This window comes from Salmonella sp. 741265116_PST, assembly GCF_046567715.1.
GTDB lineage: Bacteria > Pseudomonadota > Gammaproteobacteria > Enterobacterales > Enterobacteriaceae > Salmonella > Salmonella enterica.
Genome location: NZ_JBKFPH010000018.1, coordinates 81381 through 102146 on the forward strand (window position 1 = coordinate 81381; position 20766 = coordinate 102146).

The following is a 20766-nucleotide window of genomic DNA, read 5'->3' on the forward strand; positions in this document are numbered from 1 at the left end:
TTATACCTCCTTCGGATTGGCCAGATAACCGGTGGTGTCCCCGGTCGGGCGGCTGTTGGCGTTGGGTTTAATCACAATATTCGGCTTCGTGAAATGCGCGCGCGGCAACGGCGCGACGGCAGCCAGCTCACCGTGTTTTTTGCGCAGTTCGTCTATCGGGCCGAAATCCAGCGCCCGCAGCGGACAGGATTCGACGCAGATCGGTTTCTTGCCTTCCGCCACCCGGTCATAACAGCCGTCGCACTTGGTCATATGACCTTTGGCCGCGTTGTACTGCGGCGCGCCGTACGGGCAGGCCATGTGGCAGTAGCGGCAACCGATACAGACCTCTTCGTTCACCACCACAAAACCGTCATCGCGCTTGTGCATCGCGCCGCTCGGGCAGACTTTGGTACAGGCCGGGTCTTCGCAGTGGTTACAGGAGATGGAGAGATAGTAGGCAAAGACGTTCTGGTGCCAGACGCCGTTATCTTCCTGCCAGTCGCCGCCCGCATACTCATAAATGCGGCGGAAGCTGACATCCGGGGTCAAATCTTTGTAGTCCTTGCAGGCCAGTTCGCAGGTTTTGCAACCGGTGCAACGGCTGGAATCAATAAAAAATCCATACTGGGTTGTCATCGGTTACTCCTTACGCCTTTTCAACCTGAACGAGGTTCGTATGTGACGGGTTCCCCTTCGCCAGCGGAGAAGGACGTTGGGTCGTCAGTACGTTAATACAGCCGCCCTGATCCACGCGTTTTGCATCCGGGTCATACCATGCGCCTTCTCCCAGGGCGACCACGCCCGGCATCATGCGCGGCGTCACTTTAGCCTCGATATGTACTTCGCCGCGATCGTTGAAGATGCGGACTTTATCGCCATTGTTGATACCGCGTTTCTGCGCATCCATGGGGTTAATCCACATTTCCTGGCGACAGGCGGCTTTCAGTACGTCTACGTTGCCATAAGTGGAATGTACACGCGCTTTATAGTGGAAACCCGTCAACTGCAGCGGGAATTTATCCGTTAGCGGATCGTTATAGTTTTCAAAACCTGGCGTGTAGATCGGTAATGGATCGATCACGTCGCCTTCCGGCAGCTCCCAGGTGGCGGCGATATCCGCCAACGCCTGTGAATAGATTTCAATCTTGCCCGATGGCGTTGTAAGTGGATTCGCTTGCGGATCTTCGCGGAAGTCTTTATAGGCGACATGGTGGCCTTCGGGGTCACGCTGTTTGAAGATGCCTTGCTTACGGAACTCCTCAAAGGTGGGCAGATTCGGAATGGATTTACGCGACTGTTCGTACAGATGACGCATCCACTCTTCTTGCGTCCGTCCTTCGGTAAACTGTTGTTCCACGCCAAGACGTTTCGCCAGTTCGCTGGTCATCTCATAAATCGTCTTACACTCGAAGCGCGGTTTAATCGCCTGGTCAGTGAAGATAACGTAAGACATGTTTCCGCAAGAGGCATCCAGCGCAAAGTCCATCTGCTCAGAAGCAGTGCAATCAGGCAACAGAATATCGGCGTATTTTGCCGACGAAGTCATATGACAGTCGATAACGACGATCATTTCGCATTTCTTGTCATCCTGCAGGATTTCGTGGGTGCGGTTAATCTCAGAGTGCTGGTTAATCAAACAGTTGCCAGCATAGTTCCAGATCATTTTGATCGGCACGTCCAGCTTATCTTTCCCCCGCACGCCATCACGCAGCGCCGTCATTTCCGGGCCGCGTTCAATGGCATCGGTCCACATAAACATGGAGATGCTGGTTTCAACCGGGTTTTCCAACGTGGGCATACGTTCAAATGGCAGAGCATAAGACCCTTCGCGCGCGCCGCTGTTACCGCCGTTAATCCCAACATTACCCGTCAGGATCGCCAGCATCGAGATGGCGCGCGTGGCGATTTCTCCATTAGCATGACGCTGTGGCCCCCACCCCTGGCAAATATAGGCGGGTTTAGCGCTGCCGATTTCTCGCGCCAGTTTAATAATGCGATCTGCCGGAATACCGGTAATTTGCGCCGCCCACTCCGGCGTCTTCGCGATACCGTCTTTACCCTGGCCCAGAATATAGGCTTTGTAGTGACCGTTTTTCGGCGCGCTGGCAGGCAAGGTTTTTTCGTCATAACCGACGCAATATTTATCCAGGAACGGCTGATCGACCATGTTCTCGGTGATTAAGACATATGCCAGACCATTGACCAGCGCCGCATCGGTACCTGGACGAATCGGAATCCACTCATCTTCGCGACCGGCGCCGGTGTCGGTGTAACGAGGATCGATAATGATCATCCGCGCGTTTGATTTCTGCCGCGCCTGTTCAAGATAATACGTTACACCGCCCCCGCTCATGCGGGTTTCGCCAGGGTTATTGCCAAACAACACCACCAGCTTACTGTTTTCAATGTCGGATGGACTATTGCCATCCGCCCAGCCGCCATAGGTGTAGTTCAGACCCGCTGCGATTTGCGCGGAAGAGTAATCACCGTAGTGGTTAAGATAACCGCCGCAGCAGTTCATCAGACGGGCGACCAGCGTTTTTCCCGGCGGCCATGAACGTGTCAAAGTACCGCCCAGCGTTCCCGTGCCATAGTTCAGATAAATGGACTCGTTGCCATACTCTTTGATAAGACGCTGCATATTGGTGGCAATGATATCGTAGGCTTCGTCCCAGCTAATACGCTCAAATTTACCTTCGCCGCGCGCGCCGACGCGCTTCATCGGATACTTGAGCCGATCCGGGTTATAGACGCGGCGACGCATAGAACGACCACGCAGGCAGGCACGAACCTGATGCAGGCCATCATAATCATCGTTTCCGGTATTATCCGTTTCTACATATTTGATTTCACCATCCACAACATGCATACGTAGTGGACAACGGCTGCCACAGTTTACCGTACAGGCGCTCCAGACGACTTTCTCGCCGGTTTTCGCCGGGCTTATCGCCTCTGCGGCGTTAGCGATGCGGGTAAATGGCAGGGTAAATGCGCTACTGGCCATCGCCAGGCCGCCTATCGCGGTGGTTTTGACTAAACCACGACGGCTCACCTCGGCTGCCAGCACGGCATCAGGGATCTTAGTTTTCATAAGGGCTCACTCTGCTGCTCACAATAAAAAAAACAATAAACCGATGTATAGAATTTTATATAGCGATAACGTCGCTATAAAGTCTGATATATATCGAAAAAGTAGAAAAATAGCGTTAAAAACTGACCTTCATTCGAAATCAGTATTACCCCTAATAGGGTAGGGATTATTGTCCGGTATCAAACTGGCATAAAAAAAGCGCCCGAAGGCGCTTTTTAGAAGAAGAGAAAGCGAGGATTAGCCGATATATTCCAGTCCGTTCATGTACGGACGTAATACTTCCGGCACTTCAATGCGACCATCAGCCTGCTGATAGTTTTCCATCACGGCCACCAGGGTACGACCTACCGCCAGACCAGAACCATTCAGGGTATGGACCAGACGGGTCTTTTTGTCGGACTTGCTGCGACAGCGTGCCTGCATACGACGCGCCTGGAAGTCCCAGACGTTAGAGCAGGAAGAGATCTCGCGGTAGGTATTCTGCGCCGGAACCCAGACTTCGAGGTCATAGGTTTTGCAGGCGCCGAAGCCCATATCGCCAGTACACAGAATGATTTTACGGTACGGCAGTCCCAGTAGCTGGAGCACTTTTTCCGCATGGCCGGTCATCTCTTCCAACGCCGCCATAGAATCTTCCGGGCGAACGATCTGCACCATCTCCACTTTGTCAAACTGATGCATACGAATCAGGCCACGGGTATCACGACCATAAGAACCTGCTTCAGAACGGAAACAAGGCGTATGCGCCGTCATTTTAATCGGCAGATGATCTTCGTCGATGATTTCATCGCGTACCAGATTGGTCAGCGGAACCTCCGCCGTCGGGATCAAAGCATAGTTGCTGCTGTCTGCTTCTTCTTCCAGCGGACGGGTATGGAACAAGTCGCCTGCGAATTTCGGCAGTTGACCGGTGCCATACAGCGTGTCGTGGTTAACCAGATACGGCACGTAGTTTTCGCTATAGCCGTGCTGTTCCGTATGCAGATCCAACATGAACTGCGACAATGCGCGATGCATACGCGCAATCTGTCCTTTCATCACCACAAAACGGGAGCCGGTCAGCTTAACCGCAGCGGCAAAGTCGAGGCCGGAGTGCATTTCCCCTAAGGTGACGTGATCGCGGATTTCAAAATCAAACTCACGCGGGGTACCCCAGCGGCTGACTTCAACGTTGTCGTTTTCATCTTTACCTACCGGCACTTCATCCGCAGGCAGGTTTGGGATGGTCAGCGCGATATCGCGGATCTCCGCCAGCAAGGTATCCAGCTCGGCTTTCGCCGCATCCAGCTCTTCGCCCAGTTTATTCACTTCCAGGCGTAAAGGCTCAATATCTTCCCCGCGCGCTTTCGCCTGGCCGATGGATTTCGATCGAGAATTACGCTCCGCCTGCAGGTTTTCCGTGTTGACCTGCAAAACTTTACGACGCTCTTCAAGAGCGCGCAGCTTATCTACATCCAGCTTAAAGCCCCGGCGTGCCAGTTTTTCAGCGACTGCGTCTGGCTCATTACGCAGCAGATTGGGATCGAGCATGCTTATCCTGTGCTTATCGAATAATAAAAGGAAACGCGATCAATTGATGATCGCCTCTGATTGTATTGATGAACGTAAACCCCGTTTACGTAATAGCGACGTTTTCGCCTTACCTGACCGACGACAGCAACAACGCATCCATTGCGCTATACCCGCGGACCTCATAAGCAACGTGCTATCAGGCATAACGAGGTTCATCATCAACGCCATGATACCTGGAGCATCATATTTAGAGATAACCTTACCGCAACGTTTACACTAGCGGTAGCGTTTTGTGGGGCTATTTTGATCCTGTTCAGCCAGCCAGGCGAGCTTTTCGCCAATCTTGCCTTCCAGACCACGATTTGTCGGATGATAATAGCGCGTTTGCGCGATTTCCGGCGGGAAGTACACTTCACCCGCAGCATAGGCATTGGGCTCATCGTGGGCATAGCGGTACTCCTGGCCATAGCCCATCTCTTTCATCAGTTTGGTTGGCGCATTACGCAGATGGACAGGAACGTCATAATCAGGACGTTCGCGCGCGTCGGCCAGCGCAGCCTTAAAGGCGGTATAGACGGCGTTGCTCTTCGGCGCGCAGGCGAGATAAACGATAGCCTGCGCGATCGCCCTTTCGCCTTCAGCCGGACCGACGCGGGTGAAACAATCCCACGCGGCAATAGCGACCTGCATCGCGCGCGGATCGGCATTACCCACATCTTCCGAGGCAATCGCCAGGCAGCGACGCGCCACGTACAGCGGATCGCCTCCCGCGGTAATGATACGGGCATACCAATAGAGGGCGGCATCCGGCGCGCTGCCGCGCACTGATTTATGTAAGGCGGAAATAAGATCGTAGAAGCGATCGCCTTTGTTATCAAAACGCGCGCTGCGTTCGCCGGCGATCTCGGTCAACAAGGCGGGCAATAAAACGCGTTTGCCGCTATCATCCGCCTCCGCCATATCGGCCATCATTTCCAGCGTATTTAAGGCGCGCCGCGCGTCGCCATTGACCAGCTCAGCAATCGCTCGCCGTGTTTCATCCGGTAACACGATATCCTGATCGCCGTAACCACGCGTTTTGTCCTGCATCGTCTGGTCCAGTACTTGCTCAATATCGTCAGTGGACAACGATTTCAGTAGATAGACCCGCGCTCGCGACAATAGCGCCGAGTTCAGCTCAAAAGAGGGATTTTCCGTGGTCGCGCCGATAAAGGTGATAGTGCCATCTTCGATATGCGGTAAAAAGGCGTCCTGCTGGCTTTTGTTAAAGCGATGCACTTCATCGACAAACAGGATGGTACGGCGACCGGCATTACGATTCTGGCGGGCGCGCTCGATAGCTTCGCGAATCTCTTTTACCCCAGAAGTGACGGCGGAAATACGCTCGACATCGGCGCTGGCGTAGCGGGCGATCACTTCAGCGAGCGTGGTTTTCCCCGTCCCTGGCGGCCCCCATAAAATCATGGAGTGCAGATGCCCGGCCTCAATAGCGCGAGGCAACGGTTTACCTGCGGCCAGCAAATGCTGCTGGCCGATATACTGCGCTAAATTTTCCGGCCGCATTCGCGCGGCCAGCGGTTGAAACGTATTATCAGAAAAATCGAGCGACAGATTGCTCACTCATCGCCTCTACTTACGTTGGTCATCTATCGTTACCCCTTGCGGCGGAGTAAACGTAAATTTTGACGGATCAACAGCGCCGTTTTGCTGGGATTTTAGCTGATAGGCGCTACGCTGATCGTCTTGTTCTACGGCGCTAAACTGGTGGATAGTCCCGTCGCGTCCCACATTGATGGTGAACTGTTTCAGATTGCCGTTGCTGGCTTTCGGCGTCAGCACAAAATTATCGCCATCCTGCTTAATATTATACTGCTGCCAGTCGCTGGCCTGGTTGCGGGCAATCAGCATAAACGGTGTATTTCCGGTGGCATCTTTCAACCACGTGGCGGTAGCCTGTTCTACAAACGGGTTATAGAACCATAACGTTTTGCCGTCAGAAACCAGAATACTCTCGTCAGGTTGCGTCATATGCCAGTTGAATAGATTTGGCCGCTTAACCCATAAATCACCCTGTCCCTCCTGCACCGCGGCACCGCTGCCATCGGTGACTTTTTGAGTAAAGCTGGCATGAAAGCTGCTCACTTTATCCAGGCGGCTTTTCAGAGAGCTGGCGGCGTCAGCCCATACGCTGCTGGCTATAACGCTTGAAAGTAATGCACAGGCGATTGCCATTTTTTTCATCATTATTCCTCAAGTTTCGACACTCCCGACCAGGAGCTCCTTTTACTTTCTATTCCAGGCCAAAAATCAGCATGAGGAAAGAAGAAAATACTGAATTTTGTTGCCGGATGGCAGCCTGTACAGCGCCATCCGGCTTACAGGTTTACTCAAAAGGCGGCGGAGCCAACACTTCACGATTACCGTTATGCCCCTGAGCGCTGACAATACCCTGCGCTTCCATCTGTTCGATAATACGCGCCGCACGGTTATAGCCGATACGGAACTGACGCTGAACGCCGGAAATGGACGCTTTACGCTTCTGGGTGACGAAATTAACGGCCTGATCGAATAGCGCATCTAATTCTTCGCCGCCGTCAAAACCGCCACCGCCACCGTCGCTTTCACTGTCGGAGGTAATGCCATCCACATATTGCGGACGACCGCGCGCTTTCCAGTCCTGAACCACCGCATGGACTTCCTGGTCACGCACAAACGCCCCATGGACACGTACCGGCATGGTGGAGTTTGGTCCGGAATAGAGCATGTCCCCCATTCCCAATAGCGACTCAGCGCCACCCTGATCAAGAATGGTGCGGGAGTCGATCTTGCTGGATACGGTAAAAGCGATACGGGTTGGTATGTTGGCTTTAATTAAACCAGTAATCACATCGACCGACGGACGCTGCGTCGCCAGTACCAGGTGAATCCCCGCGGCGCGCGCTTTCTGCGCCAGACGCGCGATCAGCTCTTCAACTTTTTTACCGACGGTCATCATCAGGTCGGCAAATTCATCAACCAGTACCACGATATACGGCAGTTTTTCCAGAACCGGATGCTGAACATCCATACTGTCGCCCGGCTTCCAGTACGGGTCCGGAATCGGACGTCCCATGCGGGCCGCTTCGGCGATTTTCTCGTTATACCCAGCCAGATTACGCACGCCGAGCGCGGACATCAGCTTATAGCGACGCTCCATCTCATTGACGCTCCAGCGTAACGCGTTAGCCGCGTCTTTCATGTCGGTAACAACTTCTGTCAGCAGATGCGGTATACCCTCATAGACCGAGAGTTCTAACATTTTCGGGTCGATCATGATAAAGCGAACGTCTTCCGGCTGCGCTTTATACAGCATACTGAGGATCATGGCGTTAACCCCGACCGACTTACCGGAACCGGTCGTACCGGCCACCAGCAGGTGAGGCATTTTCGCCAGATCCGCCACTACCGGATCGCCCGCGATATCCTTACCTAACACCACGGTAAGCGGCGACGGATTCTCGCGGAATTTGGCGTTATCCAACACTTCGCGCAGATAAACGGTTTGCCGTTTCTTGTTCGGCAATTCCAACCCTACGTAAGGTTTGCCTGGAATGACCTCCACAACGCGTACGGCTACCGTTGACAATGAGCGCGCCAGATCCCGGGAAAGGTTGGAGATACGCGCCGCTTTAACGCCCGGGGCCAGATTCAGTTCAAAGCGAGTAATGACCGGGCCTGGCGAATAGTTCACCACATCAGCTTTAATGCGGAAATCCGCCAGACGCGCTTCAACCAGACGCGCCATTTGCTCCAGCGCAAAGGTATCTACCGGTTCAACTTCGCTCGGCGGCGGCGTCAGAAGATCTAACGAAGGCAGCGGCGTCGTCGGACGCTGTAATGGACGACTGTCGCCGTTACGCATCAACAGCGGGTGGATCAGGCTGTCTTGCGGCGCTGTCGGCTGTTGCGGCTGCTGATACTGCGGCTGCGGCGCTACCGGCTGTTGCGGCTGCTGATACTGCGGCTGCGGCGCTACCGGCTGTTGCGGCTGCTGGTACTGTGGCTGAGGCGCTACCGGCTGCTGATACTGCGGCTGCGGCTGCGGCGCGACCGGTTGCTGAACAGGCGTTGATTCGGGCATGACACCCGGCGTGAACAGCGGTTCGTGCGGACCTTCATCAACCAATACTTTCATTGGCGAGAAATCAAGATCGTCCAGTGAGAACGGCTGCGCGCCAGCGGGTTGCTCGCCGGAATAGCGCTGCTGTTGCGAAGCGGCAAACTGGCGGGCTAATTCAGCTTCCGCAGCGGTATCGTCATCTTCTGCCTGTTGAGTATCGTGCTGATACGTCTCACCATAACGATGCTGCTGCGACTGCGCAAACTGACGGGCTAACTCGTCCTGATGCATTGCATCTATTTCTTCATCTGTTAGCTGCGCGCCCGTCTCGTACTGATTGCGCCCTGCCTCGCGGGCTTTTTCTTCTGCAATCCTCTGCGACGGCAGCTTAATACCGTACGACGCCAGTTCCCGTCGGGTCGGCACGCGAACGCGGTTCGGACGCGGCAGTTGCGGACCAATTCCCTCTTTCACCTGCGGACGCGGCGCGCCGCCGGTAGCCAGACCAAATGCAGGCGCAGCGGCCGCGGGGCCGGCTGCCAGGGCGCCACTCTTAATACCTGCGTCAAGCGACGCGGCGGCGGCTACCGCTTCCACTGGCGGTATGGACGGCGCGACAGATACCGTAGGTTTGGCCGGCACGTTCTCTTTTACCGGCTCCGGAATCGGTTGATACCATGCCGCCAGTTGTTCGCGCTCACGGGCGCGTTTCTCTTCCACCTCTTCAAAATAGTAAAGCGGAGGACGGGCGGGTCTGGTCTCTTCTATGCCAGGTTCAGGCTCGGTGGCAACTGGCTGTTCGATAACCGGCGGCGGCATGTGGGAAGGTTCAGCCGCTATCGGCTCCGGCTGATGGGGCGGCTCCGACTGCCAGTGTTGTTCCGCATCCGGCGTCTGCCATTGCGACTGTGTTTCCTGCGGCGCAAGAGAGTCATATTCTGCGGTGGTCTCTGGCGTCGCGGCGTATTGCGGCGCGGAAGCGACAGGCACAGGTTGCTGCCACGGCGCACTTTGCGCCTCCTGCGGTTGAGCATATTGCGGATGCGGCTGATACCCCTCCGGCGCAGGTGCGATAACCGGTTCGCCGGTTTGCGGTCCCGGTACGGGCTGCCACTCCACGGTCGGTTGCGCGACAACCGGCTCAGCCCCCGGCATAGGCGGCGTGTGCATTATGGGATCGGCGGACGCTGCCCACGTCTGGGTGACGGCAGTTGCAGCCGCAGCGGCGGCGACCGGTTCGGTGACAGAATGGCCGTTTAACAGCGGATCATATTCATCATATTCCGGCTGCGTCGCACGGTTGCCCGAAAACAGAACGTCGTCGGGATCGGCAGCGACGCCGCGCGCGCTATACTGAATGTCCTCGTCATCATCCATCCGTTTGCCGGAAAAGAGCGCGGCATCGGTCTGACGGCCCCGTGGATTGCTGAATTTTTCAGCCAGTCGCTTACGACGCGCCAACGCGCCGCGCAAAATACGCGCCCGGCGAGATTCACGCTGCACGCCGTCGGTTTCTTCATCGTATTCGTCATCATACTCTTCGTCGTCAACCCACGTATCATCACGCCGGGTACGGTTGCTGGCGAAGGTCAGTATATTAAGCAGCCAGCCGCCTAATTTTTCGGCGATACTAACCCAGGACCAACCGGTAAAGAGCGTCAGCCCGGCAGCCCAAATACAGAGAAGCATTATCGTTCCGCCGCTACTATGCAACAACGGCTGCAGCGTGGTGCTTAACAGGCTGCCAATGACGCCGCCAGAGGCGAAATACCAGATATCGTCGGCATTAATGGCTGCCAGACCGCAGGAAGTGAGAATCAGCGCCAGCACGCCGATAAGGCGTAGCGACACAGCAAAATAGTCGATGTAATCATCCGTAGACTGATGACGCCACGCAAACCAGCACCCACCGACAATAATGACAGGGATGGTGTAGGCCATTACGCCAAAAATAAAGAACAGTGTATCGGCCAGCCACGCGCCCGGCGCGCCGCCTAAATTATGGATGGGTTCATGCCAGGCGGTTTGCGACCAACTGGGGTCCGAAGGGTTAAAGCTCAACAAGGCCGCCATCAACCAGACGGCAAAAAGGGCAATAAGTATCAACAACGCTTCCAGAAGTCGGCGCCCGCTGCTTAACTTCGTCAATGTGACGTCTTTGTCTTCAGTATATTCCTGGCTCAAAAAAGGCTCTCCAGGTTCCAGGCTTTTCCCGCCCGATGCTAAAACGGACAACAGCACCGGGTTGCCCCGGCACTGTTGCTGTATGGATTAACAGGAGTGTAATCAAACTACAGCGATTTTGCACCTGTTCCGTGTTAGCGTGTCTTAATAACCAGACGATTACTCTGTTTTACCTCTTCCATCACTACGTAAGTTCGGGTGTCGTTCACACCTGGCAAGCGCAGCAACGTCTCTCCCAATAGTTTTCGATACGCTGACATATCCGGTACACGGGTTTTCAACAGGTAGTCGAAATCGCCGGAAACCAAATGACACTCCTGAATCTCTTCAAGCTTTTGCACGGCAGCATTAAACTGTTCAAACACATCCGGCGCGCCGCGATTTAAGGTAATCTCAACGAATACCAGAAGTGATGCATCCAGATAATGCGGGTTCAACAGCGCCGTATAGCCCTGGATAAACCCCTGTCGCTCCAGCCGACGCACACGCTCAAGGCAAGGTGTCGGCGAAAGTCCTACTCGTTTAGAAAGCTCGACGTTGGAAATACGCCCATCCTTTTGCAGTTCATTAAGAATGTTACGATCGATACGGTCGAGATCTTTGCCAGGGCGCTTCTTGCTATCTACCATTATTATTGTCTCTCTGTATTCCTTCCCTACTCCTGCCTGACTCTACTCACATCACTGTTCAGAGTCGCTGCCCATCACAATAGACCGAAACCCAGAGGGATTAACGGCGCGCAATGCCTGGTCTATGGTGAGAAGACCGTTGCCTCGCGGCAGCTATCGACATCACGAATGGCGTCTGTCCACGCCATGCGTAGATTTCACTAGCCCGGTAAACATGGTATTTACATGCATTATGCAGCACATACATAACACAGTTTTTTTCTTCCTCGAATGTTTTCGCAAAACAGCAGGTGATTGTCAAAGCAAAACATCGATTTTTAGTACAACATGCCAGTTATTCATTAGAGAGGGCGGTAAACTGTCATTTCGTCATCTTATAAGTTACCAATTTTAAGTAAAATTTGTGATGATAACGTCGCTGTCGCGGTCATTCATCGGTTCATGCTATTACACATATTGTTAACAAAATCGTTATGCTCTTTTTTTACGTCTGTAAATTCCCTACAATTCTGCTCATTGTCTGCCAACAACTATGGGGATCTCATGGGCACGACCAAACACAGTAAGCTGCTTATTCTGGGCTCAGGACCGGCGGGATATACCGCGGCGGTGTATGCCGCGCGCGCAAATTTACAGCCGGTACTTATTACCGGTATGGAAAAAGGCGGTCAACTGACGACCACGACGGAAGTGGAAAACTGGCCCGGCGATCCAAACGATTTGACCGGCCCGCTACTGATGGAACGCATGCATGAACATGCGGCAAAATTTGAAACCGAGATAATCTTTGATCACATCAACAAAGTGGATCTGCAAAATCGTCCGTTCCGTCTGACAGGTGACAGCGCAGAGTACACTTGTGATGCGTTGATCATTGCGACCGGCGCTTCCGCGCGCTATCTGGGGCTGCCATCGGAAGAAGCCTTTAAAGGGCGCGGCGTTTCCGCCTGCGCAACCTGCGACGGTTTCTTCTACCGCAACCAGAAAGTGGCGGTGATCGGCGGCGGCAACACTGCAGTTGAAGAAGCGCTTTATCTGTCCAACATCGCTTCGGAAGTGCATCTTATCCATCGCCGTGACGGTTTCCGCGCTGAAAAAATCCTCATTAAGCGCCTGATGGATAAAGTCGAAAATGGCAATATCATCCTGCACACCAACCGGACGCTGGAAGAAGTGACCGGCGATCAGATGGGCGTTACTGGTCTGCGTCTTCGCGACACGCAGCAAAGCGACAATATTGAGACGCTGGACATCGCCGGACTTTTCGTAGCCATCGGTCATAGCCCAAACACGGCGCTCTTCGAAGGCCAGCTTGAGCTGGAAAATGGTTATATCAAAGTTCAGTCCGGCACCCATGGCAACGCCACACAAACCAGCATCCCTGGCGTATTCGCGGCGGGTGACGTCATGGATCATATTTACCGTCAGGCGATCACCTCTGCAGGTACGGGCTGTATGGCGGCGCTGGATGCTGAACGCTATCTCGATGGTCTGGCCGACGCGAGCAAATAGTTTTTACAAATCAGTAACAAAAGTAAAAAAGGCGACTATAAGTCGCCTTTATTTTTGCGTCGTTGTAACATTGCCCTGCCTGAAATTCCAATAACTCACCTGCTAAGCGTGCAATGAATAAAACCCGTCAAAAAGAGCTGACCCGCTGGTTAAAACAGCAAAGCGTAATCTCCCAACGGTGGTTGAATATTTCCCGCCTGTTGGGGTTCATGAGTGGCGTATTAATTGTCGCTCAGGCCTGGATCATGGCGCGTATCCTGCAACATATGATCATGGAGAACATTCCACGGGAAGCGCTGTTGCTCCCTTTTATCCTGCTGATACTGGTCTTTGTCCTCCGCGCCTGGGTGGTGTGGTTGCGCGAGCGCGTCGGTTTTCATGCCGGACAGCATATTCGCTTTGAGATCCGCCGTCAGGTGTTGGATCGTCTGCAGCAAGCCGGCCCAGCCTGGATTCAGGGCAAGCCCGCCGGTAGCTGGGCGACGCTGGTGTTGGAGCAGATTGACGATATGCATGACTATTATGCGCGCTATCTGCCGCAAATGGCGCTTGCCGTTTGCGTACCGCTCTTAATCGTGGCGGCGATTTTCCCGTCAAATTGGGCGGCGGCGCTGATTCTGCTGGGCACCGCCCCGCTCATTCCCCTATTTATGGCGATGGTAGGAATGGGCGCGGCTGACGCCAACCGCCGCAATTTCCTGGCGCTTGCCCGGCTAAGCGGCCATTTTCTTGACCGTCTGCGCGGGATGGAAACGCTGCGAATTTTCGGTCGTGGAGAAGCGGAAACCGAGAGCATTCGCGCAGCATCGCAGGATTTTCGTCAGCGCACGATGGAAGTACTGCGCCTCGCCTTTTTATCTTCCGGCGTGCTGGAATTTTTCACCTCGCTTTCTATTGCGCTGGTCGCCGTTTATTTTGGCTTCTCTTACCTGGGCGAGCTGAACTTTGGCCATTACGGTACCGGTGTGACGCTCGCCGCCGGGTTCCTCGCCTTGATCCTCGCGCCGGAGTTTTTCCAGCCATTACGCGACCTCGGCACGTTTTATCATGCTAAGGCGCAGGCGATTGGCGCGGCGGACAGTCTGAAGACGTTTCTGGAAACGCCCCTCGCCCACCCGGCGCGCGGCGAAGTTGAGCTGGCGGAAAACGAACCTGTAACCATTGACGCAGTCAATCTTATTATCACCTCGCCAGAAGGCAAAACGCTTGCCGGGCCGCTGAATTTCTCATTAGCGGCAGGAGAACGCGCCGTCCTGGTAGGACGCAGCGGTTCCGGTAAAAGCTCTCTGTTGAATGTATTATCCGGTTTTCTCTCCTATCAGGGCTCTTTGCGTATTAACGGTGTTGAACTTCGCGATCTCTCGCCGGAATCCTGGCGCCAGCATCTCTCCTGGGTTGGGCAAAACCCGCAATTACCTGCAGCGACGCTACGCGAAAATGTATTACTGGCGCGCCCGGACGCCAGCGAGCAGGAACTTTATGCCGCGCTTGACGCCGCATGGGTAAGCGAGTTTTTACCGCTGCTGCCGCAGGGAGTAGACACCCCGCTCGGCAATCATGCCAGCAGACTTTCCGTCGGCCAGGCACAGCGTGTAGCGGTCGCCCGCGCGCTACTTAATCCCTGCCAACTGCTACTGCTGGATGAACCGGCGGCAAGCCTGGACGCTCACAGCGAGCAACGCGTCATGCAGGCGTTAAAAGCGGCGTCAAAACGCCAGACCACATTAATGGTGACGCATCAGTTGGAAGATCTCGCCGACTGGGACGCTATCTGGGTTATGCAAGATGGCGCGATTGTCGAACAAGGCAGTTATGCTGAACTCAGCGCCGCCAACGGCGCTTTTGCGACGTTATTGGCTCACCGTCAGGAGGATATTTAAATGCGCGCGCTACTCCCTTATCTGACGCTTTATAAACGCCACAAATGGATGCTAACGCTGGGAATTGCGCTGGCAATCCTGACCCTGCTTGCCAGTATCGGGCTGCTGACGCTTTCCGGCTGGTTCCTGTCCGCGTCCGCTATCGCAGGCTTCGCGGGAATTTACAGTTTTAACTATATGCTCCCGGCAGCCGGCGTGCGCGGCGCGGCCATTACCCGTACCGCTGGTCGTTATTTTGAACGTCTGGTAAGTCATGACGCCACGTTCCGCGTACTGCAACATCTGCGTATTTATACCTTTAGCAAACTTCTACCGCTCTCCCCCGCGGGTCTGGCGCGTTATCAGCAAGGTGAACTGCTGAACCGCATCGTTGCCGACGTCGACACGCTGGACCATCTCTATTTGCGCGTCATCTCCCCGCTGGTCGGCGCTTTTGTAGTGATTATGATTGTCACCCTGGGGCTTAGCGTTCTCGACGTGACGCTGGCGATCACGCTGGGCGGCATTATGCTGTTGACGCTGTTTATTATGCCGCCGGTGTTTTATCGCGCCGGCAAAAATACCGGCCAAAATCTGACGCATCTACGAGGTCAGTATCGCCAGCAACTCACGTCATGGTTACAGGGCCAGGCGGAACTCACCATTTTTGGCGCCAGCAAACGCTATCGGGCGCAAATGGAAGCCACTGAATTACAATGGCATGAGGCCCAACGTCGACAGTCTGAACTGACCGCCTTATCGCAGGCGTTAATGCTGCTGATTGGCGCGCTGGCGGTGATGTTAATGTTGTGGATGGCCTCCGGCGGCGTTGGCGGCAATACGCAGCCCGGCGCGCTCATCGCGCTGTTTGTCTTCTGCGCGCTGGCGGCTTTCGAGGCGCTTGCGCCCGTTACCGGCGCATTCCAGCATCTGGGGCAGGTTATCGCCTCTGCGCTTCGTATCACTGAATTAACGGAGCAAAAACCGGAGGTGACCTTTCCGCAGGCAGAAACTCCCGCGCCGGAAAAGGTCACACTCACCCTGCGGGACGTTTCGTTTCGTTATCCCGACCAGCCGATTAATGCGCTCAATGCCCTCTCATTACAGGCTAATCCTGGCGAGCATGTCGCTATTCTGGGGCGTACCGGCTGCGGAAAATCAACGCTGTTGCAGCTACTCACCCGCGCCTGGGACCCGCAACAAGGCGAAATTCTGCTCAACGATCTTCCGCTATCCTCGCTGAGCGAATCCGCCTTACGCCGGACTATCAGCGTGGTGCCGCAGCGTGTCCACCTGTTCAGCGCCACGCTGCGTGATAATTTATTACTGGCGGCGCCCAATGCCTGCGACGAAGCCCTTTCCGACATGCTGCGTCGCGTCGGCCTCGAAAATCTGCTCGAAGATAGTGGGCTTAATAGCTGGCTCGGCGAAGGCGGTCGTCTGCTATCCGGCGGCGAACTTCGTCGCCTGGCCATCGCCCGCGCGCTGTTGCATGATGCTCCGTTAATGCTGTTGGATGAGCCCACTGAGGGGCTGGATGCGACCACCGAGAGCGAAATGCTGGAATTACTTGCCGATGTGATGCGCGAGAAAACCGTCCTGATGGTGACTCACCGTTTGCGCGGCCTGGCCCGTTTTGATCAAATCATCGTAATGGACGACGGGCGCATCATTGAGCGAGGCACTCATGCAGAATTGTTAGCCGGACAAGGGCGCTATTATCAGTTTAAACAACGTCTGTAAGCTATTATTGAACGATCCGACTTGCGTACTGGAGTTTCGCCGTCATGCGTCTGGTTCAGCTTTCCCGACATTCTATCGCCTTCCCTTCGCCGGAAGGCGCTTTACGCGAGCCTAACGGTTTACTGGCGCTGGGCGGCGATCTCAGCCCTGCCCGGTTGTTAATGGCCTACCAGCACGGGATTTTCCCGTGGTTTTCGCCGGGCGACCCGATTCTGTGGTGGTCGCCCGATCCGCGCGCCGTGCTTTGGCCTGAAAAGTTTCACCTCAGTCGCAGCATGAAGCGCTTTCACAACGCATCCCCTTACCGCGTGACGCTCAATTACGCTTTTGACCGGGTCATTGATGGATGCGCCAATCACCGTGACGAAGGCACCTGGATAACGCGTGGCATTGAGGAAGCCTATCGCCGATTACATGAATTGGGCCACGCGCACTCCATTGAAGTGTGGCGCGATCGGGAACTGGTCGGCGGGATGTATGGCGTCTCGCAGGGGGCGCTGTTTTGCGGCGAATCGATGTTTAGCCGCCAGGAGAATGCCTCTAAAACCGCACTGCTGGTTTTTTGCGCTGAATTTATCCGTCACGGCGGTAAACTTATTGATTGTCAGGTACTTAATAGTCATACCGCCTCGCTCGGCGCCATTGAAATTCCACGTCGTGACTATCTCGATCACCTCGCGGGTTTACGCCAACAGCCGCTGGCCTCCCGTTTTTGGGTGCCGCGGACATTATTTTTGCCCCGGAAGTAAATGTTTTCGGCACATTTTTTATTGGGGTGTTATAATTGCTGCCGCAGAATTGGTTTAGCATATTATCCCGCAGCCCGTTGTCAGGTAACGCCCATCGTTTATTTCATCGTTCCCTTATATGTTGCGCTTATGTCGATACATCAGGGGTAGTATCAGGGAAGAGGTGTATAACGCGGCGTTGTCGTGTGTCGCGGAATCATGTGCTAAACCTGGTTTGCTGTGTTTTAAACGCACAAATCTTTACTTATCAAAAGAAGTTCGGCATTATCTTGCCGGTTCAAATTATGGTAGTGATACCCCAGAGGATTAGATGGCCAAAGAAGACAATATTGAAATGCAAGGTACCGTTCTCGAAACGTTACCTAATACCATGTTCCGCGTAGAGTTAGAAAACGGTCACGTGGTTACTGCACACATCTCCGGTAAAATGCGTAAGAACTACATCCGCATCCTGACGGGCGACAAAGTGACCGTTGAGCTGACCCCGTACGACCTGAGCAAAGGCCGCATTGTCTTCCGTAGTCGCTAATTGTCTCCTCACGCCCTGAAGGGCGGCTGGATAAAAGGTCGGTTTAACCGGCCTTTTTTGCGTCCATTAAGTCGATGAATGACGAGCTGGTTACTCTTCCACCATACGCGCATACTCTTCCGTCAAAAAATCGACCAACGCGCGTACGGAAGGTAATAATCCTCGCCGGGATGGGAACACAGCATGAATGACCTCCCGCCGGGGCTCCCACTCTTCCAGCACCGCGACCAGTTCACCGGCGGCCCATTGTTCTTTCACCATTAAGACAGGTAACTGCACAAGCCCCACGCCCGCTATCGCCGCCTCGCGTAGCGCCAACATGTCGGTGGTAATCATACGCGGGGTAAAATGGACTTCCGCACGCGCGCCCTGCGGGCCATAAAGTTCCCAGCGGTGGATATGCTTACCGGATGCAAGACTTAGCCCTGGCCAATGGCTCAACTCCGCCGGCGCGGAAGGGCTTCCCATCCGTGCGATGAGATCCGGGCTGGCAAACAGACGATGCCCCCTGTCAGCCAGGACGCGCATCACCAGGTCGCTATCTTCAAACGGGCGCGGCCTGACGCGAATCGCCACATCCACACCCTCCCCTACAACGTCCACCCGACGATTGGTCGCTTCAAGCTGTAGCGAAACATCAGGATAACGCGCCATAAATTTCGCCAGCATTGGGCCGATGTGTACATGCAGCAGCGTCACCGGGCAGGTCAGCTTCACGATACCGCGAGGCTCTACCTGCAATGCGGCAATGGCATCCTGCGCCGCCTGAGCTTCCACCAGCATCGCTTTACAGTGCTCATAGAATGTTTGTCCCACTTCGGTAACATTAAACTGCCGGGTAGTTCGCTGAATCAATCGCACGCCCAGCCGTTCCTCCAGTTGCGCAATACGCCGGCTCAGTTTTGATTTTGGTTCATCAAGCGCACGCCCCGCCGCGGCAAACCCACCCTCTTCGACCACATGCACAAACCACGCAAAATCATTGAGATCCGTTTTTATCATTACATTGTCCTATTAATGGAACGGTATGAGCCATTTTAGCCACTACCGAACCTTTTGTCATGAATATAAGCTTATTCACATCAAGACAACGCCACTGAGGAGAACACCATGAAACAGATTACAGGCGTCTATACCGCACCTCGCCCGCACTGGGTTGGCGATGGATTTCCGGTTCGTTCACTCTTTTCTTATCAGTCACATGCGCAGCAGTTGAGTCCCTTCCTGCTGCTGGATTATGCCGGGCCGCACACATTTACGCCGGGTAATGAAAAACGCGGTGTTGGGGAGCATCCACACCGCGGTTTCGAGACCGTGACGATTGTTTATAGTGGCGAAGTCGAGCATCGGGACTCTACCGGTCGCGGCGGCGTTATCGGCCCGGGCGACGTTCAGTGGATGACCGCAGGCGCAGGCATTTTGCATGAAGAGTTCCATTCCGACGCGTTTACCCGTCGGGGCGGCGAACTGGAAATGGTGCAGTTGTGGGTTAACCTTCCAATGAAGGACAAAATGACCACCCCGGGTTATCAAAGCATTACCCACGATGTTATCCCGACCGTTACGTTACCGGATGACGCCGGAGTCGTGCGGGTCATTGCAGGGCGTTATGAAGAGACAAAAGGCCCGGCGCACACTTTCTCGCCGCTCAATGTCTGGGATATGCGCCTGCAACGCAATCGCCAGCTTACATTGGCACAGCCGGAAGGATGGAGCACCGCGCTGGTGGTACTGAAAGGCAATATCACGGTGAACGGCACGACGCCGGTCAACGAAGCGCAACTGGTGGTATTGAGCCAGCAAGGGAAAACGCTGCACCTTGAGGCCAGCAGCGACGCCAGCGTATTGCTGTTATCAGGCGAGCCGCTGAATGAACCGATTGTGGGTTACGGCCCATTTGTTATGAACACGAAACAAGAGATCGCAGAAGCAGTCCGCGATTTCAACTCCGGCCGTTTTGGTCAAATCTGAAAACATGAAGGAGAACACGATGTCAAGTCCTGCTAATTTTAATGGTTTGCGCCCGGTAATTGATGTTAACGATTCCGTGATGCTTTTAATCGATCATCAAAGTGGTCTTTTCCAGACCGTAGGCGATATGCCAATGCCGGAATTACGCGCTCGCGCCGCGGCGTTGGCGAAGATGGCGACGTTAGCGAAAATGCCGGTCATTACCACGGCATCCGTACCGCAAGGTCCGAACGGCCCGCTGATCCCGGAGATCCACGCTAATGCGCCACATGCGCAGTACATTGCGCGCAAAGGTGAAATTAACGCCTGGGATAACGAAGATTTCGTTAAGGCGGTAAAAGCGACGGGTCGTAAGACGCTGATCATTGCCGGGACGATTACCAGCGTGTGCATGGCATTCCCGGCCATTAGCGCGGTAGCGGAAGGTTATAAGGTATTTGCCGTGATCGACGCATCCGGTACCTACAGTAAGATGGCGCAGGAGATCACCCTGGCGCGTATCGTACAGGCTGGCGTCGTACCGATGGATACTGCCGCAGTCGCCTCTGAGCTGCAAGGCACCTGGAACCGTGAAGACGCCGCCGCGTGGGCCGACGTTTATACTCAGGTATTCCCGGCCTATCAACTGCTGATCGAAAGCTACAGCAAAGCGCAGGATGTGGTGAAAAACAACGAAATGTTGGATTCACAGCGCTAATTTGCCTCCCCGCGCCAGTTTGGGCGGGGATTATGTCTATTGCATGAGCAAACGACAGTGAATATGTAAATTCTGCTTGACCGTTTTAGCGCAACTCCCTATAGTAGCGCCCCGTTGCCCCCAAGCGGTCAGGCAACAATACAATATGGTGAGGTGTCCGAGTGGCTGAAGGAGCACGCCTGGAAAGTGTGTATACGGCAACGTATCGG

General features: G+C 54.6%; 15 protein-coding genes. 7 read left to right on the top strand and 8 right to left on the bottom strand.

Annotated features, from left to right (window positions below; all coding sequences use genetic code 11):
* From dmsB to lrp, 7 genes are all read right to left on the bottom strand, one after another.
* Complete coding sequence (dmsB, locus tag ACLD11_RS14185; RefSeq protein ID WP_000213069.1) at positions 1-618, bottom strand: dimethylsulfoxide reductase iron-sulfur subunit DmsB; 618 nt, start codon at positions 616-618, stop codon at positions 1-3.
* Between the two features lie 10 nt (positions 619-628).
* Positions 629-3073: a dimethylsulfoxide reductase subunit A gene (dmsA, locus tag ACLD11_RS14190; RefSeq protein ID WP_000850250.1), complete on the bottom strand. Its 2445-nt coding sequence runs from the start codon at positions 3071-3073 to the stop codon at positions 629-631.
* A gap of 237 nt (positions 3074-3310) precedes the next feature.
* Positions 3311-4603 carry a serine--tRNA ligase gene (gene serS / locus ACLD11_RS14195; RefSeq protein WP_411015032.1) on the bottom strand — a complete coding sequence of 431 codons (1293 nt, stop codon included), beginning with the start codon at positions 4601-4603 and terminating at the stop codon, positions 3311-3313.
* Positions 4604-4861: 258 nt separating this feature from the next.
* The gene (gene rarA, locus ACLD11_RS14200) at positions 4862-6205 is read right to left on the bottom strand and encodes a replication-associated recombination protein RarA (RefSeq protein WP_411015033.1); all 1344 of its coding nucleotides are present in this window, start codon (positions 6203-6205) and stop codon (positions 4862-4864) included.
* Positions 6206-6214: 9 nt separating this feature from the next.
* Entirely contained in the window at positions 6215-6826 is a 612-nt protein-coding gene (gene lolA, locus ACLD11_RS14205; RefSeq protein ID WP_183059710.1) for an outer membrane lipoprotein chaperone LolA, read from the bottom strand.
* A 142-nt stretch (positions 6827-6968) separates the two neighbouring features.
* A complete protein-coding gene (ftsK, locus tag ACLD11_RS14210; protein WP_411015034.1) occupies positions 6969-10868 on the bottom strand; it encodes a DNA translocase FtsK in 3900 nt (1299 codons plus the stop codon).
* Positions 10869-11002: 134 nt separating this feature from the next.
* Positions 11003-11497: a leucine-responsive transcriptional regulator Lrp gene (gene lrp / locus ACLD11_RS14215; protein WP_000228469.1), complete on the bottom strand. Its 495-nt coding sequence runs from the start codon at positions 11495-11497 to the stop codon at positions 11003-11005.
* Between the two features lie 543 nt (positions 11498-12040).
* On the opposite strand from lrp, the gene trxB reads away from it, so the two are divergent.
* From trxB to infA, 5 genes are all read left to right on the top strand, one after another.
* The gene (gene trxB / locus ACLD11_RS14220; protein WP_000537406.1) at positions 12041-13009 is read left to right on the top strand and encodes a thioredoxin-disulfide reductase; all 969 of its coding nucleotides are present in this window, start codon (positions 12041-12043) and stop codon (positions 13007-13009) included.
* Between the two features lie 113 nt (positions 13010-13122).
* Positions 13123-14889, top strand: coding sequence for a heme ABC transporter permease/ATP-binding protein CydD (cydD, locus tag ACLD11_RS14225; protein WP_411015035.1), 1767 nt, complete (start codon positions 13123-13125; stop codon positions 14887-14889).
* On the top strand, positions 14890-16611 hold the full coding sequence (gene cydC / locus ACLD11_RS14230) for a heme ABC transporter ATP-binding protein/permease CydC (protein ID WP_183060097.1): 1722 nt from the start codon (positions 14890-14892) through the stop codon (positions 16609-16611).
* Between the two features lie 44 nt (positions 16612-16655).
* Complete coding sequence (gene aat, locus ACLD11_RS14235) at positions 16656-17360, top strand: leucyl/phenylalanyl-tRNA--protein transferase (protein ID WP_183060098.1); 705 nt, start codon at positions 16656-16658, stop codon at positions 17358-17360.
* Positions 17361-17670: 310 nt separating this feature from the next.
* The gene (gene infA / locus ACLD11_RS14240; RefSeq protein ID WP_001040187.1) at positions 17671-17889 is read left to right on the top strand and encodes a translation initiation factor IF-1; all 219 of its coding nucleotides are present in this window, start codon (positions 17671-17673) and stop codon (positions 17887-17889) included.
* Between the two features lie 90 nt (positions 17890-17979).
* Here infA and ACLD11_RS14245 read toward each other — a convergent pair whose 3' ends face one another.
* Positions 17980-18891: a LysR family transcriptional regulator gene (locus tag ACLD11_RS14245; protein WP_183060099.1), complete on the bottom strand. Its 912-nt coding sequence runs from the start codon at positions 18889-18891 to the stop codon at positions 17980-17982.
* Positions 18892-18999: 108 nt separating this feature from the next.
* Here ACLD11_RS14245 and ACLD11_RS14250 point away from each other — a divergent pair, with 108 nt between their 5' ends.
* Together ACLD11_RS14250 and ACLD11_RS14255 are read left to right on the top strand one after the other, a co-directional pair.
* Entirely contained in the window at positions 19000-19860 is an 861-nt protein-coding gene (locus tag ACLD11_RS14250) for a pirin family protein (RefSeq protein ID WP_000809969.1), read from the top strand.
* Between the two features lie 19 nt (positions 19861-19879).
* Positions 19880-20557: a hydrolase gene (locus ACLD11_RS14255; protein WP_000097893.1), complete on the top strand. Its 678-nt coding sequence runs from the start codon at positions 19880-19882 to the stop codon at positions 20555-20557.
* Positions 20558-20766: the final 209 nt, after the last annotated feature.